General features: G+C 40.6%; 29 protein-coding genes and 1 pseudogene. 9 read left to right on the top strand and 21 right to left on the bottom strand.

The genetic code is table 11. The annotated features are described in order from the left end of the window. Positions 1-17 precede the first annotated feature (17 nt). From H6G26_RS17925 to H6G26_RS17915, 3 genes are read left to right on the top strand one after another with little or no spacing between them, the layout of a single operon-like run. Entirely contained in the window at positions 18-974 is a 957-nt protein-coding gene (locus tag H6G26_RS17925) for a class I SAM-dependent methyltransferase (protein WP_190730532.1), read from the top strand. Position 975: 1 nt separating this feature from the next. Next, positions 976-1,803 (top strand): glycosyltransferase family 2 protein, encoded by an 828-nt coding sequence (locus H6G26_RS17920; protein WP_190730531.1) that lies wholly within the window; start codon positions 976-978, stop codon positions 1,801-1,803. An 18-nt stretch (positions 1,804-1,821) separates the two neighbouring features. Beyond that, positions 1,822-3,054 carry a glycosyltransferase family 4 protein gene (locus H6G26_RS17915; RefSeq protein WP_190730530.1) on the top strand — a complete coding sequence of 411 codons (1,233 nt, stop codon included), beginning with the start codon at positions 1,822-1,824 and terminating at the stop codon, positions 3,052-3,054. Between the two features lie 15 nt (positions 3,055-3,069). Here the strand turns inward: H6G26_RS17915 and H6G26_RS17910 are convergent, their stop codons facing one another. From H6G26_RS17910 to purS, 11 genes and pseudogenes are all read right to left on the bottom strand, one after another. Further along, on the bottom strand, positions 3,070-3,264 hold the full coding sequence (locus H6G26_RS17910; RefSeq protein WP_190730529.1) for a hypothetical protein: 195 nt from the start codon (positions 3,262-3,264) through the stop codon (positions 3,070-3,072). A gap of 3 nt (positions 3,265-3,267) precedes the next feature. Continuing rightward, complete coding sequence (locus H6G26_RS17905) at positions 3,268-4,470, bottom strand: RNA-guided endonuclease TnpB family protein (protein ID WP_190730528.1); 1,203 nt, start codon at positions 4,468-4,470, stop codon at positions 3,268-3,270. A 25-nt stretch (positions 4,471-4,495) separates the two neighbouring features. Beyond that, on the bottom strand, positions 4,496-4,864 hold the full coding sequence (locus H6G26_RS42670; protein ID WP_347242474.1) for an ElyC/SanA/YdcF family protein: 369 nt from the start codon (positions 4,862-4,864) through the stop codon (positions 4,496-4,498). Between the two features lie 197 nt (positions 4,865-5,061). Further along, the gene (locus tag H6G26_RS17895) at positions 5,062-5,616 is read right to left on the bottom strand and encodes a Uma2 family endonuclease (protein ID WP_190730527.1); all 555 of its coding nucleotides are present in this window, start codon (positions 5,614-5,616) and stop codon (positions 5,062-5,064) included. Between the two features lie 132 nt (positions 5,617-5,748). Further along, positions 5,749-6,237, bottom strand: coding sequence for a DUF3368 domain-containing protein (locus tag H6G26_RS17890; protein ID WP_190730526.1), 489 nt, complete (start codon positions 6,235-6,237; stop codon positions 5,749-5,751). Next, positions 6,224-6,481 carry a UPF0175 family protein gene (locus H6G26_RS17885; protein ID WP_190730525.1) on the bottom strand — a complete coding sequence of 86 codons (258 nt, stop codon included), beginning with the start codon at positions 6,479-6,481 and terminating at the stop codon, positions 6,224-6,226. Before H6G26_RS17885 ends, H6G26_RS17890 begins: the two co-directional genes overlap by 14 nt. Positions 6,482-6,595: 114 nt before the next feature. Next, positions 6,596-6,799: pseudogene (locus H6G26_RS17880) on the bottom strand (SMP-30/gluconolactonase/LRE family protein); the annotation flags it as partial. Between the two features lie 350 nt (positions 6,800-7,149). Next, the gene (locus H6G26_RS17875; RefSeq protein ID WP_242053780.1) at positions 7,150-7,839 is read right to left on the bottom strand and encodes a hypothetical protein; all 690 of its coding nucleotides are present in this window, start codon (positions 7,837-7,839) and stop codon (positions 7,150-7,152) included. Between the two features lie 39 nt (positions 7,840-7,878). After that, the gene (locus H6G26_RS17870) at positions 7,879-9,180 is read right to left on the bottom strand and encodes a hypothetical protein (RefSeq protein ID WP_190730524.1); all 1,302 of its coding nucleotides are present in this window, start codon (positions 9,178-9,180) and stop codon (positions 7,879-7,881) included. Positions 9,181-10,047: 867 nt separating this feature from the next. Then, positions 10,048-10,722 (bottom strand): phosphoribosylformylglycinamidine synthase subunit PurQ, encoded by a 675-nt coding sequence (gene purQ / locus H6G26_RS17865; protein WP_190730523.1) that lies wholly within the window; start codon positions 10,720-10,722, stop codon positions 10,048-10,050. A gap of 110 nt (positions 10,723-10,832) precedes the next feature. Next, complete coding sequence (gene purS, locus H6G26_RS17860) at positions 10,833-11,111, bottom strand: phosphoribosylformylglycinamidine synthase subunit PurS (protein WP_190730522.1); 279 nt, start codon at positions 11,109-11,111, stop codon at positions 10,833-10,835. A gap of 144 nt (positions 11,112-11,255) precedes the next feature. Between purS and H6G26_RS17855 the strand changes: the two genes are divergently transcribed. The 3 genes from H6G26_RS17855 to H6G26_RS17845 all read left to right on the top strand — a co-directional run bounded on the left by H6G26_RS17855 (position 11,256) and on the right by H6G26_RS17845 (position 12,482). Further along, positions 11,256-11,660: a Fur family transcriptional regulator gene (locus H6G26_RS17855; protein ID WP_190730521.1), complete on the top strand. Its 405-nt coding sequence runs from the start codon at positions 11,256-11,258 to the stop codon at positions 11,658-11,660. A gap of 166 nt (positions 11,661-11,826) precedes the next feature. Next, a complete protein-coding gene (locus H6G26_RS17850) occupies positions 11,827-12,063 on the top strand; it encodes a type II toxin-antitoxin system Phd/YefM family antitoxin (protein ID WP_190730520.1) in 237 nt (78 codons plus the stop codon). Beyond that, on the top strand, positions 12,060-12,482 hold the full coding sequence (locus H6G26_RS17845; RefSeq protein ID WP_190730519.1) for a type II toxin-antitoxin system VapC family toxin: 423 nt from the start codon (positions 12,060-12,062) through the stop codon (positions 12,480-12,482). The genes H6G26_RS17850 and H6G26_RS17845 overlap by 4 nt, the downstream gene beginning before the upstream one ends. A 76-nt stretch (positions 12,483-12,558) precedes the next feature. Here the strand turns inward: H6G26_RS17845 and H6G26_RS17840 are convergent, their stop codons facing one another. From H6G26_RS17840 to H6G26_RS17825, 4 genes are all read right to left on the bottom strand, one after another. Continuing rightward, positions 12,559-13,128: a Uma2 family endonuclease gene (locus H6G26_RS17840; protein ID WP_190730518.1), complete on the bottom strand. Its 570-nt coding sequence runs from the start codon at positions 13,126-13,128 to the stop codon at positions 12,559-12,561. Positions 13,129-13,198: 70 nt separating this feature from the next. Next, positions 13,199-13,399 (bottom strand): hypothetical protein, encoded by a 201-nt coding sequence (locus H6G26_RS17835; protein WP_190730517.1) that lies wholly within the window; start codon positions 13,397-13,399, stop codon positions 13,199-13,201. A 77-nt stretch (positions 13,400-13,476) separates the two neighbouring features. After that, positions 13,477-14,484: an SPFH domain-containing protein gene (locus H6G26_RS17830; protein ID WP_190730516.1), complete on the bottom strand. Its 1,008-nt coding sequence runs from the start codon at positions 14,482-14,484 to the stop codon at positions 13,477-13,479. A gap of 130 nt (positions 14,485-14,614) precedes the next feature. Further along, positions 14,615-15,049: an NfeD family protein gene (locus tag H6G26_RS17825; protein ID WP_190730515.1), complete on the bottom strand. Its 435-nt coding sequence runs from the start codon at positions 15,047-15,049 to the stop codon at positions 14,615-14,617. A 229-nt stretch (positions 15,050-15,278) separates the two neighbouring features. On the opposite strand from H6G26_RS17825, the gene H6G26_RS17820 reads away from it, so the two are divergent. Beyond that, positions 15,279-17,276 carry a protein phosphatase 2C domain-containing protein gene (locus tag H6G26_RS17820; RefSeq protein WP_190730514.1) on the top strand — a complete coding sequence of 666 codons (1,998 nt, stop codon included), beginning with the start codon at positions 15,279-15,281 and terminating at the stop codon, positions 17,274-17,276. A gap of 543 nt (positions 17,277-17,819) precedes the next feature. After that, positions 17,820-18,062, top strand: a complete 243-nt coding sequence (locus H6G26_RS17815; RefSeq protein ID WP_118165770.1) for a ferredoxin-thioredoxin reductase variable chain — start codon at positions 17,820-17,822, stop codon at positions 18,060-18,062. A 5-nt stretch (positions 18,063-18,067) separates the two neighbouring features. On the opposite strand, the gene H6G26_RS17810 is transcribed toward H6G26_RS17815, so the two are convergent. From H6G26_RS17810 to H6G26_RS17785, 6 genes are all read right to left on the bottom strand, one after another. Then, positions 18,068-18,289: a hypothetical protein gene (locus H6G26_RS17810; RefSeq protein ID WP_190730513.1), complete on the bottom strand. Its 222-nt coding sequence runs from the start codon at positions 18,287-18,289 to the stop codon at positions 18,068-18,070. A 102-nt stretch (positions 18,290-18,391) separates the two neighbouring features. Continuing rightward, positions 18,392-19,183: a YdcF family protein gene (locus H6G26_RS17805; RefSeq protein ID WP_190730512.1), complete on the bottom strand. Its 792-nt coding sequence runs from the start codon at positions 19,181-19,183 to the stop codon at positions 18,392-18,394. Between the two features lie 103 nt (positions 19,184-19,286). Further along, entirely contained in the window at positions 19,287-19,793 is a 507-nt protein-coding gene (locus H6G26_RS17800) for a hypothetical protein (RefSeq protein WP_190730511.1), read from the bottom strand. A gap of 187 nt (positions 19,794-19,980) precedes the next feature. Then, positions 19,981-21,510, bottom strand: coding sequence for an AAA family ATPase (locus tag H6G26_RS17795; protein ID WP_190730510.1), 1,530 nt, complete (start codon positions 21,508-21,510; stop codon positions 19,981-19,983). A gap of 99 nt (positions 21,511-21,609) precedes the next feature. Beyond that, positions 21,610-22,209, bottom strand: a complete 600-nt coding sequence (locus H6G26_RS17790; RefSeq protein WP_190730509.1) for a 50S ribosomal protein L25/general stress protein Ctc — start codon at positions 22,207-22,209, stop codon at positions 21,610-21,612. Between the two features lie 85 nt (positions 22,210-22,294). Continuing rightward, a complete protein-coding gene (locus H6G26_RS17785) occupies positions 22,295-23,638 on the bottom strand; it encodes an adenylosuccinate synthase (RefSeq protein WP_190730508.1) in 1,344 nt (447 codons plus the stop codon). Between the two features lie 677 nt (positions 23,639-24,315). Here H6G26_RS17785 and H6G26_RS17780 point away from each other — a divergent pair. Then, positions 24,316-26,514, top strand: coding sequence for a PAS domain S-box protein (locus tag H6G26_RS17780; protein WP_242053779.1), 2,199 nt, complete (start codon positions 24,316-24,318; stop codon positions 26,512-26,514). Positions 26,515-26,551 lie beyond the last annotated feature (37 nt).

Genomic DNA, 26,551 nt, shown 5'->3' with positions numbered 1-26,551 from the left:
TTAAACAAGAGGAAAGTATGAAAAGCCATCAAAAATGTATTCTTTGTGGTTCTGATAATATTGTTCCTCACTGGAACAATGCTAGAGGATACAACGTTAGTAAATGTTTAGATTGTAGGTTTTTATTCTTAAAGGAAATAATTAATGAGCATGAATTAGAAGATTATTATTCTCAAAATTATTTTATGGCATCATATGCTAAAGATGAAAAAGAATTAATTGATGCAGCAAAGAATCCCAAAATTATTTCCGAAGCTAAGGAATATGCAAGTTTGATTAAGTTTTATCAGCCGAACGCCCACAACGTGGGTGAAATAGGGTGTTCCTGGGGATATTTGTTATATAACTTGCAAAGTTTTGGTTATTCTGCTAAAGGGTTTGAGTTAAGTAAAACAACAGCAGAAGTAGGTAGTAAACAGTTAGGTATCAAAATAATTTCAGGTTTTTTTGAAGTGCAAGATAAACAATTTGATGTTTTAATCCTTAGACATGTACTAGAACATGTACCTAATCCTCAAGATTTACTAGAAAAAATTTATGCTTCTATTAAGAAGGATGGATTATTCATTTTAGAAGGGCCAAACCTAGACTCTATAAGTTCACGATTATTTGGCAAAAATGTTTCTTGGGTATCTCCACCTGATCATATAAGTTTTCCTAATTTTAGAGCTTTGATAATGGCGTGTGAAAAATTGGGTTTTACTTGTATTTATCAAAATAGTCGTCGTGGCAGAGGAATATCAATTTTCCATCAAGCACTTTTAAATACTGTAGGTTTAATTTTTGGAGGCAAAGAAAGAGCAAAAGTAAACTTAGGTGGAATTAATGAAAAGGCTCCTAGCCAAGGCTTAAGTAGTCTAAAAAATGCTGCACTGAAAACTGTTAATTTTCTAGATTTACTTTCTTCACCAATTCACCCATTCCTAAAACAGGCATTGCTAGAAGAAGAAATGTTAATAATTTTTAAAAAATAATATGACGATCTCAGCAATTATTCTGACAAAGAATGAAGTTTACAACCTAAAACAATGTATAGGCTCTTTACGGTGGTGTCAAGAAATTATTGTTGTAGACTCAGGTAGTACTGATGGAACAATACAGTTAGCAGAATCATTAGGAATAAAAGTTTTTACTAACATTCAACCTCCACCATTCAAAATTTCTGAACAACGCAATTGGGCTTTAGAAACTTGTCAATTAAAGAGTGAATGGGTGTTTTTCTTGGATGCTGACGAAATTATTCCACCTAATTTAGCAACAGAAATTCAGTGTGTATGTTCTGCCAGCAATCAACAATACAATGCTTATGAACTGCCTGCTCGTTATCTGTTTTGGGGTAAATGGCTCAAGCTTACACAAGGATATCCTAATTGGCATGCCCGTTTACTTAAACTAGGAGAAGTTACTTTTACAGGTGGTGTTTGGGAAGGCTTTGCTTCAAATGCTAAAGTTGGCAGAATTAATATTCCTTACGATCATTATGCCAATTCTAAAGGATTTGGAGATTGGTTAGAACGGCATGATCGTTATTCTTCTTGGGATGCCCAAAATGTTGTGGAATTTCTGGAAACAGGCAAAGCATCTGCTTTAGGGACTGAGCGTAAACTAAAACTTAGATTATTGGCGGCTAAACTTTGGTTTCTGCGCCCCTTTATCAGATTTATCCAAATGTATTTTCTAAGATTAGGTTTTTTAGAAGGAATAACGGCTCTTATTTTCTGTCTACTCTATGCCATGTATGAATTTATGACAGTAGTCAAAATCATAGAACTGAGACGTAAAAAATCTGGATTAGCCCTTTGATGATTCCACAATAAATACATGGAACAAATTACAATAATCACTCAATATTTCTACCCTAGCCATGCTGCTACCGCCCAACTAATGACCGATTTAGCCAAAGGGCTTTCTCAAAAAGGCTATCAGGTAAATATATTTACGGGTACTCAGGCAAAAAACACTACTCCTGAATTCTCAAATCAAGCCATAATCAACCGTGCCTTCTCTCCTATTGCAGCCAGCACTAGTATTCTAAGTAAAATTATTAGTTCAATATTTTTTCTTTTAGGCGCTTTGAAATATGTGATATTTTTACTACCTCGCACTACGTCGGTTCTAATCGTTTCTAATCCACCATATGCTGGGATTTTAGGTACTATTTTTAAAGTCATTCGTGGGGGGGAATACCATTTTTTACTCCAAGATATTTTCCCAGAATCTGCTGTAATATCTGGTCTTTTTAAGCAAAATAGCTTTTTATTTATTTTTTGTACTAAATTAATTTATTTAACTTACAAATATGCTGACAATATTATTGTTCTCAGCACTTCTATGCAGTGTTTATTGGGGAATAAATATCCTGAATTAAAACCAAAAATCAAAGTAATTGAGAATTGGGCAGTAGAAGATATTATTAACTGTAATAAACAAGCAAATAATTTTGCTCAAGAGTATAATATTGACAAAGTTTTCACAGTTTTATACTCCGGCAATTTGGGTAGACTGCATGATATTGAAAGTATCACCGAAGCAGCTAAAATACTGAAAGACACTCCTATTCAATTTGTCTTTATTGGTGCTGGAGCGAAAACTGAATTAGTTGAACAAGCAATCCACACTCATAAACTAACAAATATACTTTTATTACCTTACCAACCTAGAGAACTACTGCCTTTATCTCTTACCGCTTGTGATCTTTCACTAGTTAGCCTTATACCTGGGGCAGAATCAATAGTTGCTCCTTCTAAACTCTACGGTATGTTAGCGGCAGGAAGGGGAATTATTGCTATCTCTGCGCCAAACTCATACATTGACAAGCTTTTAACAACTGCTGGTTGCGGTATTAATACCCCTCCGAATAATCCTCAACACCTTGCCAAGTTAATTAGTGAATTAGCTAATGACAAGCAAAGAGTTAAGGTAATGGGTGAAAAGGCGCGTCAACTTTATAAAAGCAGATATACATTTCAGCGTGCTTTAGAGGAATATCAACAAATTTTATTTGAAGACTATGCTTACCAAGAAGTAATTATTTTAAACGTGGATTCAAACTAGCTCCAGCTCGCCCAGTTAAAAACCACAAAAACGATCGCAATCTCGCAACACTCGCATCAATGATTCTGATGGCTGATTTTGAGAAGCTACTGCCACAGATGTAACCACAATCTCCTGGCTACCCAAAACAATAGTTGCGATCGCACTTGCACGCCTCATGTGATAATCCGACTTGACATCCTCCCCGCCGTAAACGGTCGGGGATTCCAAGAATCACTTCTTGGGTTTCCTCTTTCCACGACTCGGCTTACATTGAGGGGTTTCCCCACCAATGCAGAGGTCGATGTCTCCAGAGGCGTTAAGCGTTCCCGTGTGCCCCACGGTACGTAGTCCAAGTTCAAGTATGTTCCGAGCAGCGTTCCAGTCTCTATCCAGTACAAACCCACAATGGTGACATTTATGAGTTCTTGTACTCAAAGACTTTTTGACGACTTCCCCGCAGTTAGAGCAATTCTGGCTAGTGTAGTGGGGTGGAACAGAAACAGTTACCACACCAAAGATTTTGCCGAAATACTCCAACCAATCACGAAAAGCCGACCATGCCGCATCAGAAATAGACTTAGACAGCTTTCTGTTTTTAACCATGTTCCGCACCATCAAATCCTCATAAGCAACCAAGTCGTTAGACTGGATAACGCATCTTGCCAACTTCACAGCAAAATCTTTACGCTGCCTACTTACTTTGAGGTGTTTTCTGCTCAAGCGATTCCGACGCTTGATTCTATTCTTAGAACCCTTTTTAGTGGAGGACATTCGGCGTTGCAACCGTTTCAAAGACTTCTCGCTTTTACGCAGGTGTCGGGGATTCTCAACGGTCTGCCCATCGGAATCGGTGTAGAAATGGGACAAACCAACATCCAGCCCAATGGTTTTACCCGTTGGAAATCGATTCTCAACTCGTTCAACATCAAGACAGAATTGGGCATAGTACCCGTCAGCACGACGAACAACCCGAACTCGTTTGATCTGATTCAACTGGTAGAAATGCAAATCACGGGTTCCCCACAACCGAAAGCTTCCTGCTTTAAAACCATCGGTGAATGTGATAGTTTGCCTATCTTCCGAAAGCTTATAACCTGTAGTTTTATACTCTACAGAACCATGTGTTTGATGCTTCTTAAAGCGTGGGAAACCCTTCTTGGTTACATTCTTCTTGCAGTTGTCATAAAACCGAGTGATTGCAGTCCAAGCCCTCTCAGCAGAGGCTTGACGAGCCATCGAGTTGAGGTTATTAGCAAAGGGAAAGTCTTTAGCCAAAACAGCGCAATAAGCACTCAATTCATATTTTCCAATTCCTTCGTTATCCATCCAGTAGCGAAGACAAGAATTGCGGATAAAACGAGCAGTCCGAATTGCTTCATCAAGCTTTCCGTACTGTTCGTTACTACCCTTAAGTTTTGCCTCAAATACAAGCATGGTTACGCTGTTATACCTAGCGTAATTATACCATAACTATGAGCAATAAGCATGAGAAAGCCGTCGTAGAACGACGGGGCTTTAGACCCAAATTTTCGGTAATCAAATAAATATGCTGCAACCTCTGATTAGCAAAATCTTTTGCTAAAGTCGTGAAATTTGTCACAGTATCGGTTGCTCTACCATCCAAATGCAACTTTGCATCAGGAACACCATACTGTAAAAATATCCGGCGATTAGTGTCTAAATTCCAAGCAAAATCAGAAACCCAAATATCTAAATTCTGGTGAGACTGCCAAAATTGCCCCGCAAACCTCATCCGCTCAGAAGCACCCCCCAACACAAAAATAGCCTGTGGTACTGGGGTTTGATGAAAAGCGATCGCAATCCTCACAGGAATGATACTACTTAATAAAAGTGCGATGCCTTCGGCGGGCTACGCCTACGTTAAAACCCACCTTACCAATTTCAGCTTGCGTTTCATTTCATATAATCGTGATTCTGAAAACAACAATCCTCTAGCTTTAACCAGAGGATAACGAATTGCACCTCAAATAACTTTTAATTTCCAAACCCAAGCGAAAATAAAAATCAGCCTATTTTCAACCAGCCAAAAACCTGCTCGACGGTCAAACCCAGTGTTAAAAATTCTGGAATCGGAAGAGTATCGTTACCAGTCAACTCCACAGGTTCTCGTCCAGGAATAAATAGCAAAATTATTCGGTCTTCAAGGTCAATTAACCATCCCAACTTAGCACCATGTTTGAGACAGTGCAAAATATTACTAATAACTTTAGTAGCTTTCTGGTCGGGTGAAAGAATTTCTACTGTCCAATCAGGATAAATTTTAAAAGCATTGGGTACTTCACCATCTGCATCAAAAGGAATTCGCTGCCAAAGAAACACGCTAGCGTCTGGAACAATCGAACGTCCAGCAAAAGTGCAACGCAATTCTGGGAAGGCTAGGGCAATTTTTGCTGTTTCTGCAACATTATTGACTACATCACAAAACTTCAGTTGCAAGCGCGAATGTTTACCTTGAGGCATAGGTTTTTGGGAAACACAACCATTTATAAATTCACTGGCTGGCTTAGTTTCCGGCAGTTTGAGAAATTCTTCGAGAGTCAAAGAGGTTGCTGTTGTCATCGTTATGATGAAACGAAAAATCTCCAGTCTGCTAATATTTTATCCTACGTTAAAACTAAGCATATCAATCTCAGCTTGCGTTTTATCCTAGTACATAAAACTTAGACAATTTAAGAAAAAGCATAATAATACTCATTCCCCAGCCTGCTGTTTAAGCAAAGTCACCACAGTATCAGATAACCATAAACCTGCATCACGTAAAGCTTGAATGTTCGGTAATATACTAGAAATAATTCCGCGTCGTTTTGCTAGTACTAATAAACCTCCTGTACCAATAGTAGTAATACTCAATGCTTGGCCACAACGCCGTGCTGCTCTATCATCAACAACAGCTGCACAATCTGAAGTTTTTAAAGCTAGACTTAAAACTTGCGATTCCCCACTTCCTAAGTCCCAAGCTGCAACTTCAGGAGCAATGCTACTAACCTCTATTCGTTGTATCCAAGAAACTCTGGGTAATTGTCTTGATGCAGCATCATCTTCTCCTGCCATTGTAACTTCTACAAAAACACCTTCAGGGACTATTATTTTTGTAAACAGCTTTGGCAGTAATTCTGCTTGATTACTTTTAAAAAGGACAATTAAAGGTGAAGAGTTTATGATGGCTTCATTGCTCGACATTCATCAGTTCCTCTGCTAAGTCTTCAGCAGTATACTGCATAAAATCAACTCGATAACGAGACAGGCTATTAATAAACTCTGCACGAGATATTCCAGCAATTTCTGCTGCTTTACTTTGAGATATTTCGCCTAATTCATACCATTTAACTGCGGCTGCAATTCGCATTTCTTGAACAAATTCTTCTGGATTCTTACGGAGAGATGAAAATACAGTTTCGGGTAGCTGTATTGGTACTGTTTTCATAGTTAGTAGGCCAAGGTAAATATTTATAGTTGGTTAGGATAAAACACAAGGCAGCAGATAGCAGGGAAGAGGATTTTCCTGTGATTATCATGATTGTATTTTACATCCCGATCCCTAACCCGAATCAAAGTTGTAAGCATAAATTTTCTGCGTTGGGGAATCAGTTAAGTCAAATGTCTTTTGAGCAGAACTCCAGCCTAATCCATTAGAAATTGCTAATCCTGTTTTGATCAAGTGCAAAGAGCCATCAGGATCGTAACGGTATAGGCTACCCTGCGTTTTACCCAGACACATCGAACCAAACCAAAAACGCCCTTGGCGATCGCACTTATTTAGAACTTACGCATTGACAAAAAATATAAAATATGGATTAAGTTGAAAACCATATCTTTCGTAAGGGCACAGCATGGTCTATTTACGTAGTTTACCGCCGTAGGCATCGCAGGATAATTAAGAAAATCCTGAAAACTTCCTCAAGCTCGTTAATTCACATCACAATGCATTTGTACAGTAGTCCTACACTAGCCCCTCTCCTAGACGCGCACGAGCAGATAAAACGTTATTGATTTGATAGTCAATATACATATTTTTAAATAAGAATCCTCTGAATTTAACCAGAGGATTATAAATTGCACCACTAATAACTTTAGTCTAATCAGGTCTAAGCTTTAATTTTTATTCATGGCAGTCCTTAATTGCTTAAGCAGCTTACCAATTTCTAAAAATTGTGGATCTTTTGACAGTTTTTGCAGAACTTCAGGACTACTTTCCATCACAATTTGGTTGTAAGCATTAATAGCAATATTTAACTGATTAACATCCACATTCAAAGATGTTTCATTCTGAGCTATTGCTGAATTTGCTACTAAATTTTTAATGCCAACAGGAACACCTGATGCAGAGGCTGATTGCTTCCCGGTTATACTAACTAAACTACTGACTAATTTTTGCACTGATGATTTTGAGACTCCTAAATTTTCTAGAGAACGCTGTAGCAATTTCATTGAGTCTTCGGCATTTAAACCGCCCTGCAAAATAGCTATAATGGCAGCAGATGGGCTATTTGGCTCTGGATTTTGACCTACTAAATTAGTGATAATTACATTTAAAGTATTTTGAACTTCTGTTGATACGCTCAGACCACCATTACCACTAAATTCCACATTTACCCCAGGTGCAGGTTCAACAGGTGGCTGTGTATTTCCTGGGTTAAAGTTATCTCCAGATGAGGAAGACGAATCTTCGCTACCGCCTGTGATGCCAGCACCACCAGCATTTACTTTCATCGGCGCACTCACTAGATAAGTAAAAAAAGTGAATGCTATAGCAAAAGTGAGGAAAAATGATTGTTTTTTCATTGTTTTTCTTGTTGATTAAATTTCAATATATCTCAGCAGTTAGAAACGAAAACTATATCCTGCACTCAATGCAAAACCTAAGCCAGTATCCAAATTACTAGTAACATCTGTGAAAATAGTATTGATCACTATCGGGGTGTTATCGAAAGGAGCAAAAGACGCACCCATATTAAGACGATTTCCTGTCCAGCTACTTACTAAGGATACTTGAGGTATCACTCTCAAACCTAAACTAGTAAAAATATTAACAGAATTATCATCTGCTTCTATTGCACCTTTAGAACGAAAAACACCACTACCAAGACCTACCGAAAAAGTCAAGGGTAACTTGTTATTAGCATTATCTGGTTGCAGGGCAAATGACTTAGTAACTACTCCATAGATAGTATCTTTAGCATTCGTAACATCTCCCCATTTAATAGGATTTGACCAACCCACAGCTACAGCTGTACCATCACCTAAATATCTGTGTAGCTTAAAACCTACACCGCCACTATCACCAAAATCAAAACTGTCACCACCGCCTACACTAGTAATATTGGCATTAACTTCCAACCCTACAGATTTAGCCGCATCTCCTAAACCAAAACCAACAGACAAAGAACCATCTACCCTATCTCTATCGTCATCTAAAGGGAAAAGTAAACCACCACCAATATAGGCTTGACCAAAACTTGCACCATAGGCAGAAGGAGTACCCGCGCTTGAACCAGGGGCAGCTTTTGGTGATTTACCTAACCTCACGATGGGATCAATCAAAAGTTCTTGGCGTAATTTATTAGTCTCACCAAAAGTATCACCTAAAATTTCTGAAGAGTCTGTTTGTACAAAAAGTTGAGGTTGCTTTTGCTTCAATTCATTAGTCTGCTCTTTTAAATGCAAATCAGCACTAATAATTTTAGAAGCAAATAACTGTTTTTCTAAATTACCATTGGCTTTTAAGTTTTCTTGAGATTTAAGCAAAAAATTGTTTACAGGGAAAGAATTACTAAATATTACAGACTTAACGTTAGTAGTAAAACGATCACGAATCTTTACAGTCTCTAATTGAGCAACGGTATTCCGTTTTTTAAATGCTGGAAACCTTTGCCGCAAGCTAATATTTTGCTGTGAATTAAGTTTAGATACTATAGAAGATACTTTCAGGTTTTGAGATTCACTTAACTGAAATTCTTGGTTTTTTGAAACACCATTATTTGCAGCAACTGCCGAGTTGCTAGAAGTAGCTGTCAACAGCAGAAGAAAAGCTATCCAGATTGTTCTTAAGCTCCAGGAAGTATAGTTAATACTAATAAATCGATAAGTATTACTACCTTTGATAATTTTATGTATTTTATCCATCAAAATCTTCCTTCTGTAAAACTATTTACGAAAATACAACAGTAATTTATACGCAAAATATATTAATTTAAAATAGTATATTTACGTAAATGTAGGCAATTAAGTCTAGTAGAGGGCCAAAGGGCAGGATATTAAGTTAGCGCTTATATCATATCCGTCTGATTACTTACTAAATCCGGAGAAACTCTGCAAAAGCTATACTTGTCTCTCTTCACCGCAAGAGGATGTTTGAAAAGTTCTCTTGTTGGTAGCAGCATTTAAGATTTATCGCGCAGATCCTGAGATACCTCACCCTGGTTTTGCATAGCAAAACCTGTCCCTATCCTTACTAAGGATAGGGACAGGTTTTTTTTGTTGTCATCCAACGAATAACTATAGCGGTTTGCATTTGAGTTCAATACAGACCTAACCCCAACCCCTTCCCTGCATTCGCGTAGCGTCTCGTTGGCGTTCGCGTTCGCGTCTCTGAAAGAGAAGCCTCTCGTAGAGAAGAGAGGGAATGGGAGTAAGATTCAAAGCCTCTCTCCCCTTAGAAGCTACGGTGTATACACAAGTCCTCTAGAGCCTCATAGGCTTTTGATCCCCCCAACCCCCCTTAAAAAAGGGGGGCAAAAATCTCTTAAAGTCCTCCAATTTATCGGAGGATTTAGGAGGAGCTAGAACATTTTGGTTTTGTACAGAGATGTGCGTACACCGTAGCCTCTTAGGAGAGAGGAATGGAAGTGAGGTCAAAACTGTACTGCACCCAAATGAGAACCGCTATATGTTGGCTTGATGTGATGGAGCGATCGCAATCTCTAGAATAACCTTCATCTATCTTTCAGACAGCGATCGCAAAATACTCAACCTAGTCGCCCGATATTTGCTTTAAGCTAATGCCGCTACCTTCTCTAGCAAGCCCTGAAACAGCCTCAAGCCATCGCTATTCCCCAGCATTGCGTCAGAGGCTCTTTCTGGGTGCGGCATCATCCCCAACACATTGCCCTGGCGATCGCAAATCCCGGCAATGTTGTTCAGTGAACCGTTGAGATTGTCTCCTTCATAACGAAACACAACTTGCCCGTTATCTTCAATTTCTGCAAGAGTGGCTTTATCAGCGTAGAATTGCCCCTCTCCGTGGGCAATGGGCAAGGTGATAATTTCACCAGTGGTATAAGCTTGCGTCCATGAGAGATCGGTACGCTCAACTTTCAAAGGGACGCGATCGCAAATAAAATGCAAATCCCGATTTCTAGTCAACACCCCTGGCAAAAGTCCAGCTTCTGTTAATACCTGAAAACCGTTGCAAATACCGATCACAAACTTACCTTTTTGGGCGTGTTCAACAACCTGCTGCATCACGGGTGAAAAACGCGCGATCGCACCGCAGCGCAGATAATCCCCGTAGCTAAAGCCACCAGGAATGATCACGACATCCAAATCAGCAATATCCGTTTCTTGATGCCAAACCATGCGAGTCGGTTGCCCCAGCAAGTCTCTGGTTACATAAGCAACATCGCGATCGCAATTAGAACCGGGAAAAACAATAACACCGAATTTCATGATTAATCAAAGGGAGTAGGGAGTGGGGAGCGGGGAATGGGAGCAGGGGGCAGGGGAAGCAGGGGAGGATGAGGAAGAAGAATTAATAACCAATCCCCAATCCCCAATCCCTAAAATACTCCCGTTTGGGTTTCGACCTCAATCAAATCAAAGCGATAATTTTCAATCACGGGATTTGATAGCATTTGGTCACAAATGCGATCGAGGTCTTGACGAGCTTTTTTCTCATCAGACGAGGTAATGGTGAGTTCAATGTACTTACCAATCCGCACCTGGTCAACGTTCTCGTATCCCATTTGCTTAAGACCGGATTGTACAGCTACGCCAGCAGGGTCTAAGACTGAAGGACGAAGCGTCACGAAAATTTTGGCTAGATACTTGGTTTGCACGGGCTTTTGCTGAATGCTGCGATCGCTATACTATAACTTTCTGTTCCAACTGAGTGAAAATAAGATTACGAAGCGGTTAAAGTTAATTGATCAATTAGCCCATCTAACAGCTTCAACTACAGTGGCATATTAAAATAATTGTCTATGAGAGCCATACGCACCCGCAGTCAAGAGCGTATTTTCAACCTACTGAAAACCATCAAAAAAGGCATTTCTGCTCAAGATATTTACGTAGAACTACGTAACACTAATCAGAGCATGGGTTTAGCAACAGTTTACCGTTCCCTAGAAGCCTTAAAACTCGAAGGCATGGTACAAGTGCGGAATTTGGCTAACGGTGAAGCCCTCTACAGTCTAGCGCAGCAAGACAAACACCATCTTACTTGCTTGCAATGCGGTGTCTCAATTCCAATTAATCAATGCCCCGTGCATGACTTAGAACACCAGTTAGAATCCAGCCATAAGTTTAAAGTTTTTTACCACACCTTAGAATTTTTTGGGTTGTGCAGCCAATGCCAGGTAAATCAAGCTAGTGAAATTAGTCAATAATCATACCAATTCTATGTGATGTTGCACTTTATTTTTCCACAGACTCAAGCCCGTGGCTACCAGAAAAAAGCCTGCTTATGCAGGCTAATAATGTGAATTTCTATAAATAAATCGTGGAAGCAGGAAATTTTTTTTGATCTTCAAGCTTAACTACAGGAGTAATGCAGTGTTGAGAATTAGCGTTGAAGAAGCAGCTATGAATTTAAAATCTCTCTTGGAACGAGTAGCTAGGGGAGAAGAAGTAATTTTGCTAGAGCAAGATAAAGCTGTAGCTCGTTTAGTTCCTCCGCTACAAAAAGAAGAACAATTAGTAAGTATGAAACAATTTCGTGATTCCCTTGCAATTAAAGGTGAGTCATTGAGTGCAACTGTCATCAATTCACGTACAGAGGAACGTCGTTGATTTATTTAGATACTAGCGTTATCGCTCCTTTGTATTGGACAGAAGCTTTAAGCGATGCAGTTGAACAATTACTAGTCAATGAAGCTGAAGTAGGTTTGAGTCAGTTGGTTGAGGTTGAACTCGTTTCTGCATTGTCGCGTCGAGTCCGAATGCGAGAAATATCTCAGCAAGATGCAACAGCTATTGTAGAAAGGTTTCAATCAGATTTAGATAGTGGATTTTATACTCAAATTGCAGTGGAAACAGTTCACTATAATTTAGCGCGTGAGTGGATTAGTCGGTTTGATACACCATTGCGTACACTTGATGCTCTACATTTGACAATTGCATTTCAAAATAATATCCAATTGGTAACGACTGATGAAGCTTTAGCAACAAGTGCTGAAATTTTAGGAGTTGAGGTTTTGTTACTACGGTAAATCAGCTTTCCTTTACAAATATTTATTTTCTATAATGATTCAAAAGTGCATTAGCGTCAGCTTACTGTTGCTTTATTCAAACAAAAGTTAACCAACTAAATACGTCTGCGACTGTTAATTGCCAATTTTCTAAAACACTCAAAACGGGTAATATATCTTGCTGTTCTTTTAATTCAGGTAATTTGTTGGGTTCAAAAATCATGATTGACTCATCAGCAGAATCAAGTAACCAACCTAGCTTTGCTCCATTTTGAATAGAAAATGTAATTTTGCGGATAACTCGGTTGGGTGATTGCTCTGGTGAGAGAATTTCAATGATCCAATCTGGGGGAATCTCAAATTTATTCGCAATTCTACCTTTTGCATCAAGGGGAATTTTTTGCCATTCAAACACAGCAATATCTGGTACTATCGAAAGTCCGTTAAACGTGCAGCGTAGTTCAGTAAAGGCATAAGCTAATTTTTGCGGTTTTGCAACTTGATTTATGGCAGAAGCTAATTCGATTTGTAAAGTGCTATGTTTTCCTTGTGGCATAGGTTTTTGGTATATTCGCCCGTTAAAATACTCGCTTGCTGGTTTTGTCTCTGGTAGTTGTAAGAAATTTTCTACACTTAGTGCTATGGTTGGGCGAATAGATAACGTCATAGATTTACAAATTATCAAAATTTGATTATTTGATCACGAGAAGAATGAGATAAGTAGTGCGTAGGCGTGTTTAAGTGTTGGGTTTTCCAACACCGTACTCCAGCAGTGCATAAGCATAAACCCCACTAAAATCTGCTGGTGGATGCTCTGGGCCAAGTTTAAACTGCTGAAGTAATTTAATTACAGTCTCATTGCGCTGAATTTTTTCCTTAATTAAAAGATTAGCGATCGCAGTAATAGCGCTGATAAACTGTTCTGGGTTAATTATCATTAGTCATTTGTCATTGGAAAAAAACGAAGAGACAAGGAAGAAAGTTGTCCCCTTGTCTCCATTCTCCACTTCTAGTTCTAACTAGGGCGCTTATTTTCTAATCCTGGTATTTGCTTAGAAAACAACTCGTTAGAGTCAACCTGACCATTTGAGATAACAGAACGCATACCCTCAAAAGCAGCAGGGATAGTACGCGGATCTATAAACAAGACCTTACTGCTATCGCTTCTACCAATTGTCGCGCCCATATCCAGATAGCCCAAGGCAAACAGAACTTCTACTGCTTTATTGGCATTGGGATTAGTGTGGAGTTTTTGGGCAACAACTTCTGCTGATTCTGCGATCGCCTGCGCTTTCAAAACCTGCTGCTGACGTTCCGCTTGAGCTTTCAGAACGATCGCCTTTTGTTCAGCTTCCGCTTGCAGAATTGTCGATTTTTGACGAGCTTCAGCATCTAATATTTGCGCCTCTGCTTTACCTCTAGCACTATTAACAGCAGCTTCGCGTTCACCCTCAGAATTTAAAATTGCTGCCCGTTTGCGTCGTTCTGCCGACATTTGCAATTCCATCGATTCTCGCACTGCTTGCGAAGGAATAATATCCCGCAGTTCTACCCGCGTCACTTTCACACCCCAAGGATCTGTAGCAATGTCCAAATCCCTTAACAGAAGTTCATTGATTTGGGAACGGGCTGTAAAGGTTTGATCCAACTCCAATTGCCCCATTTCGGAGCGAATTTGAGTCAGCACCATGTTTACCATTGCCGACTGGAGATTTTCTACCTTATACCAGGCTTTTTCCATATCCACAATCCGCCAATAAAATACCGCATCCACCTCAATACCAACGTTGTCGCGGGTGATGCATTTTTGGGGAGGAATATCTAAGACTTTTTCCCGGATGGTTTCTCTATAAACGATTTTATCCAAAAAAGGAATTAAAAAGTTCAGTCCTGGTTCCAGCTTTTTGTTATAGCTACCCAATCTTTCCACCAAAGCTTCATTGCCCTGATTGATGACTTTTACAGACCCCGCTACAGCAGAACCACCAAGGGCTAAAAATACTAGTAAAAATAACTGTTCCATTGTAAATCTCCTGATTTTTTAAGTATTAAATGTAACTCAACAGGAAAGGGAGTGAGAGTAGAGGAGCAGGGGAGGAAGAACTATTAATCCCTGCCCAATGCCCCATGCCCCATGCCCCAATGACAAATGACTAATGACTCAATAAATTTTCTGGTATCACAATTAAAGTAGTACCCTCTCTTCTAACCACATAAACTCTTTGATGAGGTGCTACCGTATATTTGTCATCGTCACATCGTGCTTGCCAGGAATTTCCTTCATACAGCACCCGCCCTGTTTTCCCAGGCGGAATCTCTGTTAAGGTTTCAGCTATGACTGCATCCTGAATTTTCGATTTGCGTTGTTGTGGTTGCAAAAACCGACGGGAAAGCACAATTAATAATGTGGAAAGTAATAGCCAAACCACAACTTGCAACCATACATTTCCCAAACCCACTCCAGACAGCAGTGCCACCACAAAAGCGCTAATTCCCATCATGAAGGCGACAAACGCCGATGGTAAGAACAGTTCCATCAAACACAGAACTGCTCCTGCCAGAAGCCAGATTAAGGTAAAACTTGGCATAGCGCCATTCCTAGATACATTGACGTAAATGCATTTCTACGATTAGATACAGCCAGACGTAAGTCATTTACAGAAAGAAAACTTGGTCTTTTTACCAATAATTTTGATTAATTTCAGTAACAAGGTGTAGCTAGCAGTACGCAAATCCAGTCTATTCTAGCCTTCAATTCATTGCCAGCTAAATGTAATCGAAGTTAATGAGTTAATTGTTTTCTTAATTTATACCTTTATGATTTCTACTCAACTGATAATTTATTGTATAAATCCAAGCTGTAATAGCCCCATTAATCCTATGGGAGATAGTGTTTGTGCCACTTGTCAAACTCCTTTAGTTCACCGCTATCTTTGGGCTACTGGCTCATCGTCTGCCAAAATCACACCAGGCACAAAGGTAGCACATAGGTATGAGGTAATTAGTTCCCAGATTTGGCTGGATACTCAACCGGGACTGTCGCCAGATGTACCTGAAGAATTGCCAACGGAAGTAATTCCTTATCTACAATTATATCAAGAGCGGTTACGTTTGCCGCAGGCTTATGGGTTTGTTAGTAACCTTGAGGGAGATACAACTGATATCCTCTTATTGGAAAATGTGCCGATAGATGAGACAGGAAATATCTATCCAACTATTGTTGAAGCATGGGAGCAAGCAACGGCGGTACGACAAGTTTATTGGCTGTGGCAAATTCTCCAACTTTGGAAACCTTTATCAGAATTAGGACTTAGCCGCAGTTTACTAGTGCCAGACAACTTGAGAGTCCAAGGTTGGTGTGTGCGACTGTTGGAACTTTACCAAACACCAACAGATAAGAAGCTGAGTTTACAAAATCTAGGGGAGTGTTGGCAGTTTTGGGTATCGTCTGCAAAGCCATCAGTAGCCAAGGGGTTACAGGATATAGTCCAGCAGATGTGTGAAACTGAGGTTGAGTTGGATGATATTGCTACTCAACTCAATAATTTACTACTAGCATCTGCGGCAGAATTGCCATTAGTTTTGAAGGTGGCAGGCTCTACAGATATTGGCCCAATTATGGCGCAAAATGAAGATGCTTGCTACCCTAATGCTTTGAGTGACTTAGATGAACCTTTATCGCATCACTTATCGATTGTTTGCGATGGTATTGGCGGACATGAAGGCGGCGAGGTTGCCAGTAAGTTGGCAGTGCAGTCTGTAAAGTTGCAAATGCGCGTTTTACTAAGGGAGGTTACAGAACAAGCTGTACTTGTACCACCAGAATTGTTGCAGGAACAATTAGAAGCAAGCTTGCGGGTGGTAAATAATCTGATTTCTGCCCGCAATAATGAGCAAAAACGCCAAGGCAGAGAACGCATGGCTACAACTATTGTCATGGCGTTGCAAGTTCCACAACGAGTGCAGACAAGTACTGGATGGCAATCAAATAATACCCATGAACTTTACTTGGCTAATGTTGGTGATAGCCGTGCTTATTGGATTACTCGCAATTATTGTCAGCTACTGACAGTAGATGATGATGTAGCAACGCGGGAAGTACGTTTTGCTAAAAGCTTGTATCGAAAGGCACTCTTGAGATCAGATGCTAGTGCCTTAACTCAAGGGTTGGGGACAAGAAATTCAGAATCTTTGCGTCTCAAGGTTCAGCGATTCATTATAGAAGAAGATGGGATATTGCTACTGTGTTCTGATGGTTTAAGTGATAATAACTGGGTAGAACAATCTTGGCAGGATTATGCAATACCTGTGTTAGCAGGGAAACTGACAGTTGAAGATGCTGTTCGCAACTGGATTGACTTAGCAAACGAAAAGAATGGGCGTGATAATACGTCGGTTGTTCTCACTTATTGCCGTGTCTCCCCAGAATATTTAGTATTTGTGACTCCGACGTTGCCTGAAGAGATTATAGAAGCAGAGATACAAAAACAACAAGAAGAACAAGAAAAACAAGAAGAACTAAAAGAATTAGAAGAACCAATTTCTTTTACAGAAAGTTCCCAAGCTTTGCTAGATTTGGATCTAGATTTGGATCTTTCAGAGGAACCAATTCTGAGCTTTGAAATTCCATCAAGCTTAAAGAGAAAACCTAAACGGGATAAACGTTTGCCAATCCTAGGGCGAGTGTTAACGTTGCTTGTGGGTGGTACAAGTCTGGGATTATTTGCTTGGTGGCAATTTAATCCTCAAGGATTCCAGCAAATGTGTCGGCAATTTCCTCAAAGAATACAGCAATTATGTCCGCCTGAAAAGTAAAGGATGGGGACTGGAGAATAGCTTACAGCAACAACTACCGTAGGTTTCTCAGCTATTGTTAGTCACAAAATTAAAAGGGCGGTTATAAACCGCGTCTACACAAACAAAACCTTGATTTGACTTTAGTTCGCGGAGGCAGACTACCCTGCGGGAAGCCGCAAAGCGTCTATGTTTGTGTAGCCGCAACTGGAAATCGCCCTGGCTCTAAGTTGACTATGCACGAAAATTGGTGAGAGAGTTGACCTGGGGAACATCCGAGAGTGAAGATAAATAAGGTTATATCTCTTGCCAAAGTACTAAGCACATTTGATATCGGTTCGTTTTCTTTCGTCTCCCTGGTTTTGGGGTAAAACGAAGGGTGAGGGCGATAGACATTGACGCGGCAAAAACTTGTAAAAGTATGCACGGATAGCTAAAACGTGCCTGGACGCAGAGGGTTAAATGCGCCGTCGCACCCCTGTGAAGCGTCAAGAAATAGCTGATTAAATCAAATTTTAAGCGATTTAATCATATATTTTGTAGCAGATACTTGGAAAAAAGCAAATGCTAGGTGTAAATGTTGTTATGAAAGTTGGCGATCGCGTCCGCGTTAAAGATTCGGTAGTAGTGTATCATCATCCTGAACATCGGAATCAGCCTTTTGATATCAAAGGCACTGAAGGCGATGTAGTAGGTATTGCCACCCAATGGCGAGACAGACCCGTAAGCGCTAATTTGCCGATTGTAGTCCAGTTTAGTAAAAAGTTTAAAGCCCATTTACGTGAAAATGAGTTAGAAGTCATCTAAATCACTTATCGGCGGCGAAACCACTGAAAAATATTCAGTTCGCCGCGCATTCTTTTAAGCTCTTGGCGGTTCTGTTCTGCTGTAGTATAATACCATTCACAATAACGCTGAAACTCTGACCGTGAACGAACTTCGTGGTAAAACTGATGGGTTGTTTGGTAAGCGGCAAATGCTTCCTCAACTTGGGGTGGAGGGGATGGGATAATATAAGGTAAGTTTTTAGACATAATGTTAATAAAGGAGAGACGCGATTAATCGTGTCTGTACTGAATGGGAAGTTTTAAATTCAGGCAATTACTCTACTTTATAATTAATAACTCATAACTTTATTAGAGCCAACCGCGTAAGCGATAAACTAAAGAACCAATGTACTCTTTTAAAGCGCTGGTAAATTGGTGCAAGTTGTCAGTATCAGGTAATAAATTCAGTATAGCGGCTTTGGGAGTGCCACCAAGTTCTTGCAGTTCACCCTCACTAACCAAAAAGTCGGTGGGTGCAGGAATGGCATTGATTCCTTGACGTTGGAAAATCTGAAGCGATCGCGGCATATGCATTGCAGAGGTAACTAATAATACCTGAATAATGCCACGAGATTCCAAAATTTTACGGACATTTACAGCGTTTTGATAAGTATTCAGAGAGTCAGGTTCTTGGATAATTGCCTCAGATGGAATACCAATAGATGTAAGTATTGTTGCCATATCTGCCGACTCTGATGAACCTTTACCACGCCAATCAATCCGGCCCCCACTGAGAATGATTATAGGCGCTCTTTTCTGGCGATATAGTTGTGCGGCATAAATCACGCGATCGCCTGATTCGCTTAAATCAACGGTAGGTCTGGGGGGAAAGGCTGATTTGGTTGCGCCACCTAAAACCACAATCGCTTCTGCTGCTGGTATTTTTGCAAGTGGAAGATTTTGCCATTCTAGCGATCGCACTAATGATTTAGCAATCCAAGCATTACTACAAAATAGCAATAAAATTAGGGCAAAAGCAATTGCGATCGCCGCAGTGCGCGGTCGTTTCCACAAGGTGACTAATGCTACTATCAAGCTCACGCAGGCTAATCCTAGTGGATAAAAAAATAGTGGCAGTAATTTGGAGAGATATAAAAACATAGTGGGGAATGGGGAATAGGGAGATGAGGGAGTAGGGAAAGAAGAACTATTGATTATTGACTAATGTTCAATGCCCCATGCCCAATTCCCAATGCCCAAATTACTACTTTTCCCAAAACCTAAAATTGATACTACTTCCAGTACCGCGACGGTAGCGACGGGCGGTTCTTCTTGTTTGCCGTTTGTTGATCCTGTCGTTCGTTGGTTCAATTTCGCCCTCTTCTGACTCTTCAACTTGCAACTGAGTTCTAGTTTCTTCCTTACTGCCCCACCAAGCAGTAATCCAGCCTCCAGCTAAAGCACCTATTGCGCCTAGCAGAATACTCATGGGTGCTGGATACCCTAAATATACAAAGCCAAGCATGAAAAATAACCAGTATTTCAGTCCTGTATCAACACCATCAGAGGAGGCTACAGTTGGAGGCTGGGCGCTATTCTCGGTTACATTTGTGATCCAGCCTAAAATGAAACCGCCCATGATACCCAAAAAGATGCTCAGGGCTGGTGCGGAGCCGGTCATTATTAATATAAATATTAAAAATGCCCCAAATAAAAGTTGAGAAAAGAAGCTGGGAGAAATACTAAAAAAGTCGTTCTTTTTATCTGCCATAAAGTAAAAAAAGGCTATTAACTAATTACTAATAACGCTCGATAACTCGCTCTAAGCCTACTCCTACGGAGAAGCAAGCTACGCGGTAGCGTTTCGTAGAGAAGGCTTTACGCTACGCTAACGTAATTGGTAATTTTCGGTTCAATTACGAATTACAAATTACGAATTACGAATTACGAATTACGAATTATTTTAATTGTGCCTGCTGTGGTTGAGTTGTATCCAAAATCTTTACATAGGATTGTTCTTCTTCAGTGAAAGGTTCAGCTTGTTTGAGTTGTGAGTCTAATAAATCGGCCGTAGCATCAGCGATATCACCAGTGCGGTTGTTCAAGCGCTCTTTTAGAACCTCTAGTGGTGCTGTACATTGGATAATCTGAAGAGGAAGTTGATACTTCGTAGCTTGAGCGATCGCTTCTTGCCGCAACTGCTGCCGATCATACTTGGCATCCAAAATCACCGAAAAACCTTGTTTAGCTAGGATAATTCCCAATTCCAACAGCCGTGTGTAGGTTTTTTCGGTCATCTCAGGTGTATACAAATCATCGCCACCTTTTTCTGACAGAGGAATTCCCCCTAAATGTTTCCGCACCGCATCAGAACGAAGATGAATCGCTCCCTGTTGACGGGCTAAATACCTTGCTGTGGTACTTTTACCAGAACCCGACAATCCCGACATCAAAATTAGTTGTCCCAGCTTTGGTTTAGTGTAGTCCCAAGCTTGTTTGTAATAATCGGCGGCGGTTTTTGTTGCTTCTTCCTTTACCGTTGCGGGTACGCTCGGATCATCTAGCAAAAATGAAGTTACCTTTGCCCGAACATAAGCCTGACGACTTAAATACAAAGGTAGCACCTGCAAGCCTTCCCAGTCTCCAGTTTGCTCTATGTAGGCATTCAAAAAGGCATTACCTAAGTCTTTGCGTTGCCGCGCTTCCAAATCCATCACCGTGAACGCCACATCGTACATTACATCGACAAAGCGAAACGGCTCATTAAACTCAATGCAATCGAATAGCAAGATTTTGTCGTGCCACAGGGCAATATTTCTTAGGTGTAAATCCCCGTGACATTCACGAATATAGTTATTTTGAATTCTGCTAGCAAATAATTCTGGACGTTCAGCAAAAAAGTTATCTGTATATTGCTTTGTTTCTGTAAATTGCGCCTGTGTTTGGGGGCCACCGATATACTTTTCAGTTTGCTGATAATTCTCGTCAAAGGCAGCCCGAACTTTTGGCACTTCACCAAAACTGCGAATGTAATCATTCGTCTGTGCTTCGGCATGGTATTGAGCCACCACCCGTCCCAAATCATCTAGGTGTGTTTCATTTAACTTACCCTGTTCAAAAAGTGTGCTTAATAGCGCCTCTTGAGGAAACTGCCGCATCTTCAGCACATATTCTACAGGCTTGACCGTTCCCCCTAGTTGGTATTGCTCACCTATCAGAGTTATGGGCAAAACTTCTAAATATAGTTCACCAGCACCCCTCTGATTTAACCGTAACTCTTCCTGACAAAAATGCTGCCGCTTCTCTAAAGTAGAAAAGTCCAAAAAACCAAAATTCATCGGTTTTTTCACCTTATAGACATAATCCCTAGTCAGCAGCACATAAGAAATGTGGGTTTGAATTAATTGAATAGGTTCTGTTACTGGATGGGGATAAAATCCAGGCTGCAACATTTGCTCAATTAAAGCTGGAAGAGTCGCTTCTGTCATCTCTGTCCTCTGCGCTCTCTGCGCCTCTGCGGTTTAAATACAAAAAAACCAGGAGTTTCCCCCTGGTATCATCAAAAATTATTACACAGTTTACTTAGCTTAAGAAGCTGCTTCAGTTTCTGTCCCAGCATCTTCAGCGCTAATTTGTGGCGGCAAAACGCTCACAACAAGTCGCTCTGATTCTGCTAGAGGTGTTACACCTTCAGGAAAGGGTATATCACTGATACTCAAGCTGTCTCCTATTTGCAAGTTGGTGACATCGATTTCAATTACATCTGGGATGTTTTCTGGCGCACAACTCACTTGCAATTCGGTGAATACGGTGTCTAATACACCACCTTCTTGTTTAACACCAACAGCATCTCCCACAAAACGCAGCCGCACTTCTACAGTGGTGTCGCCGTGACCGGCAACCGCGAAAAAGCTGAGGTGGTAGGGTGTACCTTTTGCTGGATGGATTTGAAGTTCCCGCAGTAGGGCTTTGCCGCGCCAAGGTGCATCGGCAACGTTTAATTCAATCAATGTATTGTTGACTGAAACTCTTTTGAGCAAACGTTCAACAGTTTTAGCTTCAATAGTCAAAGGAATTGACTCTGTACCCTTGTGACCGTACAAATTGGCAGGTATTAGTCCAGAACGGCGCAAAGCTCTTGGCTTGCTGCCTTCTGGACGTTTTTGAGATTCGACTGTAATAGTCATAGAAATTGTCCTTTGTCCTTTGTCATTAGTCATTAGTCGTTAGTCATTGGTCATTAGGAAATAACTAATGATACCAATGACTAATTTACGCACTTAGCAGGGTAGCAGGTGTGCCGTCAGCCTGTAATAAAGCGCGTTTAGGCCCGTGGATGGGGTCTTCTACGATTATTGTTTGATCGCGGCTTGCTCCTAGTGAGACGATCGCGATCGGGACTTCCATCAATTCAGCGAGGAATTTTAGATAGTCCAGTGCTTGCTGTGGCAAGTCTTCCAGGGTGCGGCAGTGGGTTGTTGACACTTTCCATCCTGGTAAGGTTTTGTAGATGGGACGACATCTAGCAAATTGACGAGAACTGGTTGGGAAGTGTTCGCTGCGTTGGCCGTCTATGTTGTATGCGACACAAACTTGAATTTCCTCTAATTCATCAAGGACATCTAGTTTGGTGAGCGCCATACAATCCATGCCGTTTATCCGCACGGCATAGCGACCGATGACTGCATCAAACCAGCCACAGCGCCGTTTGCGTCCGGTGGTTGTGCCAAACTCGGCACCGCGATCGCACAACATTTCTCCCAACTCTCCATCCAATTCCGTGGGAAATGGCCCCTCTCCCACTCGTGTCGTATAGGCTTTCGATACACCAATTACCCGGTCAATCATTGTCGGCCCTACCCCTGTACCAACGCAAGCCCCCCCGGCTACTGGGTTAGAGGAGGTGACATAGGGATAAGTTCCATGATCTAAGTCAAGGAGCGTACCTTGTGCGCCTTCAAACAAAATATTCCGCCGTCGCGCAATCGCATCGGCTATTTTGAAGGATGTATCAACAACGTAAGGGCGCAAGCGCTCTGCATAACCCAAATACTCTTCAATCACCTCTTGTGGATTTAGAGGTGGCAAGTTGTAAAGCTTTTCTAAAATGACATTTTTATAATTAATCGTCCACTCTAACTGCTCACGTAGCTCATCTGGGTTCATCAAGTCTAAAACCCGAATGCCTGTACGTTCAGATTTGTCAGCATAAGTCGGCCCAATGCCCCGACCTGTTGTGCCGATCTTATGGCTTCCCCGTCGTTCTTCGGATGCCTGGTCAATCAACCGATGATAAGGCATCGTTACGTGGGCTGTCTCAGATATCAGCAGGTGGTCAGTGGAAATATTTAGTTCTTTTAATTGGTCGAGTTCTGCGATTAAAATCTGTGGATCGATGACTGTTCCACAGCCGATAATGCAATCGGTATTTGGATATAAAATACCAGAGGGAATCAGGTGCAGTTTAAAGGTTTGACCTTTAACTACAATCGTGTGTCCAGCATTGACACCCCCTTGATAACGAACCACAACATCTGCGGAACGGCTGAGTAAGTCAGTTATTTTACCTTTTCCTTCATCGCCCCATTGGGCACCTATGACAATGACGTTAGCCAAGAGCTTATATTAAGAAGTAAAGTTTCCACAAACTATAATTATTAGCATATTGCTTAAATCATGTCAAGCATATTGCAGAATATATTTAGTTTTAAATTTAAACGGTTAGAAACCGTTGATGTAACATTAAGTTGATAAGCTGTTACGCATTTAACTTGAACATTTACATGAAGGCTGATGACTGATGACTGATGACTCATAACCGTTAACCGTCAACAGTTAACAGTTAACGACAGTAAAGAGTGTTTATACAGTTTAGGCGCGTTAGGCGCGCATCAGCTTACCAATGCCCTAGTACCACAAGGCAAAAATCAAAAGTCAAAATGAATATAGTGTAGGCATTTCATTGATTTCAAATGGGTTGTTTATTTCTGCCGCGCTGTACTAGTTTTATTTTAAATTTACGGATAATGGGAGTTAATTAGAATTCCAAATATAGAGATGTTGCAATGCAACGTCTCTACAAATGTTATGGATAGGCAACTTATCTTATTCAAGCTGAAAATGAATTTATATTAAAAATTAGCGGATTTATTTGTAGCTATTATGTATAAATCATTATCCTAAAGAATCCAGATATTTACAACTCTAAGAGATTGTATTTTGTTACCTGTGCTGTCACAATCATTATCATTAAAATATTTTCAGTATTTGTTTTTAATCTTTAATTTTAACTGATGGAGGGCATCTGCGGCAGAAAGGGCGATCGCATGATCAAAAAATGGTATCGAGTCCAAAAGCTGAAAGCAATATTCGTTTTAGCACTGGCAGTTGTATTTACAAATGCTGTAGTCTCATATAGCAACACTGTTCAGCTGATTTACAACCAGCAAAGGATGACATCCTCATATAAAGTTATTACTCAACTTGAAAGTATTCAATCTACACTCAAAGATACTGAAACTGCCCAACGTAATTACTTAATTACAGCAGATGCAGATGATTTTAAAATTTATGTTGCAGCTTATCAAGAAACTAATAGCAAGAGTCAAAGTCTTAGCAAATTAACTGCTGATAATCATCAAAAGCAGCAGTGGATTTCTTTGCTGAAGCCGAAAATTACCAACAGGCTCAACATCCTGCAACAAGAAATTTTTCTTAGACAAAACCAGGGATTTGAAGCAGTTCGGCAGCGAATCTTATCTGATAAAGACAACCAAAGTAGCCAAGAAATCCAACAGTTTATTCACGAATTTTTAGAGATAGAACAAAATTTATTACAGCAGGGAATGCAGCAGTCGCAAGTAAGTTCCCAAAAGGCAATAGTCACATTTTTTATCGCTGCTATTGTGGATTTTGTGCTGGTGGCGCTGCTGTATGATTTGCTGTGGCGTTATATCAGGCAACTTCAGCAGACGGAACTAGCTTTACGCCAAAGCGAAAACCGTTTACGGGCTGTGATAGATGCAGAACCAGAATGCATCAAATTAATTGCCGGGGATGGAACCCTTTTAGAAATTAACGCAGAAGGATTGGCAATGATGGAAGTGGAAAGTGCTGATGTATTAATTGGTAAACCAATTGCTGCGGTAATTGTACCAGAGTATAGAGAAGCTTTTGCCGACTTGCATAAAAGTATCTGCCAAGGTAACAAGGGAAATTTGAAGTTTGAAATTGTTGGATTTAAAGGTACCCGTCGCTACATAGAAACTCATGCTGTTCCATTGCGTAACGAATGCGATGGTACGTTTATTCATTTGGCACTGATGCGAGATATAACCCAGCAAAAACAAGCAGAACAGAAAATCCGTGAACAAGGGTTGCTGCTGGATGTATCAACTGAGGGGATTTTGGTGCAAAATATCCACAACCAAATCTTGTTTTGGAATCAAGGTGCTGAACGTCTGTACGGTTGGAAGGCTGAGGAAGTTGTGGGTAAGAATGTTTTGCAACTTTTGTATAAAGATTCACCACAGTTAGAAGATGCTTACTTGAAGGTAATGAATACAGGTGAGTGGCAGGGTGAGTTGGATCAACTGACAAAGGAAGGTAAAGTAATTATCGTTGAAAGTCGCTGGATATTGATCCGAGATGATAATGAACAACCCAAATCCATTTTGAGTGTGAACACCGAGATTACGCAGCAGAAACAATTAGAAGCTCAACTTCTGCGATCGCAACGTTTGGAGAGTATAGGTACGTTAGCTGGCGGTATCGTCCATGATCTGAATAATATACTATCCCCAATTTTAATGTCAGTTCAACTGTTGCAGAAGAAATTGCCCGATTCGCAGAGTCAGCAAATACTGCAAACTCTAGAAAATAATGTTAAACGCGGCGCTAATTTGCTCAAGCAAGTATTGTCTTTTGCACGGGGTATTGAAGGCAAACGAACAATTGTGCAAATTCAGCCTTTGATGGCAGAAATTGAGCAAATTATCGCTCAAACATTCCCCAAATCTATTATCTGTCAGGCAGATATCCCTAAAAATCTGTGGTATGTCCGTGGAGACATAACTCAAATACATCAGGTGCTGATAAATTTAGTAGTTAATGCCCGCGATGCCATGCCCAATGGCGGTATCTTGAGGATTACTGCGGAAAATCTAGTGATTGGTGAACATTCTGCCCAGATCAATATTGATGCTAAAGTGGGTTCTTATGTTGCGATCGTGGTAACTGATACTGGTATGGGTATGTCGTCGGAAGTTCAGCAACGGATTTTTGAACCATTTTTCACCACCAAAGACGTAGGCAAAGGTACAGGTTTAGGACTTTCCACGGCTTTGGGTATCGTTAAGAATCACGGTGGTTTTGTCAATGTTTGCAGTCAGATAGGCAGAGGTACTCAATTTACAGTGTACTTGCCTGCCTCAACATTCAGAGACACACATTTGCTGTCTCAAGAACTAGAATCAGTTACAGGAGATGGCTAATTGATTTTGGGAATGAAAGTATCACAGACAACAAAAA

It is taken from the genome of Nostoc sp. FACHB-888 (assembly GCF_014696655.1).
Classification (GTDB): Bacteria; Cyanobacteriota; Cyanobacteriia; order Cyanobacteriales; family Nostocaceae; genus Nostoc.
Note: the sequence above shows the minus strand (reverse complement) of the source record. Positions and strands in the feature narration are given on the sequence as shown.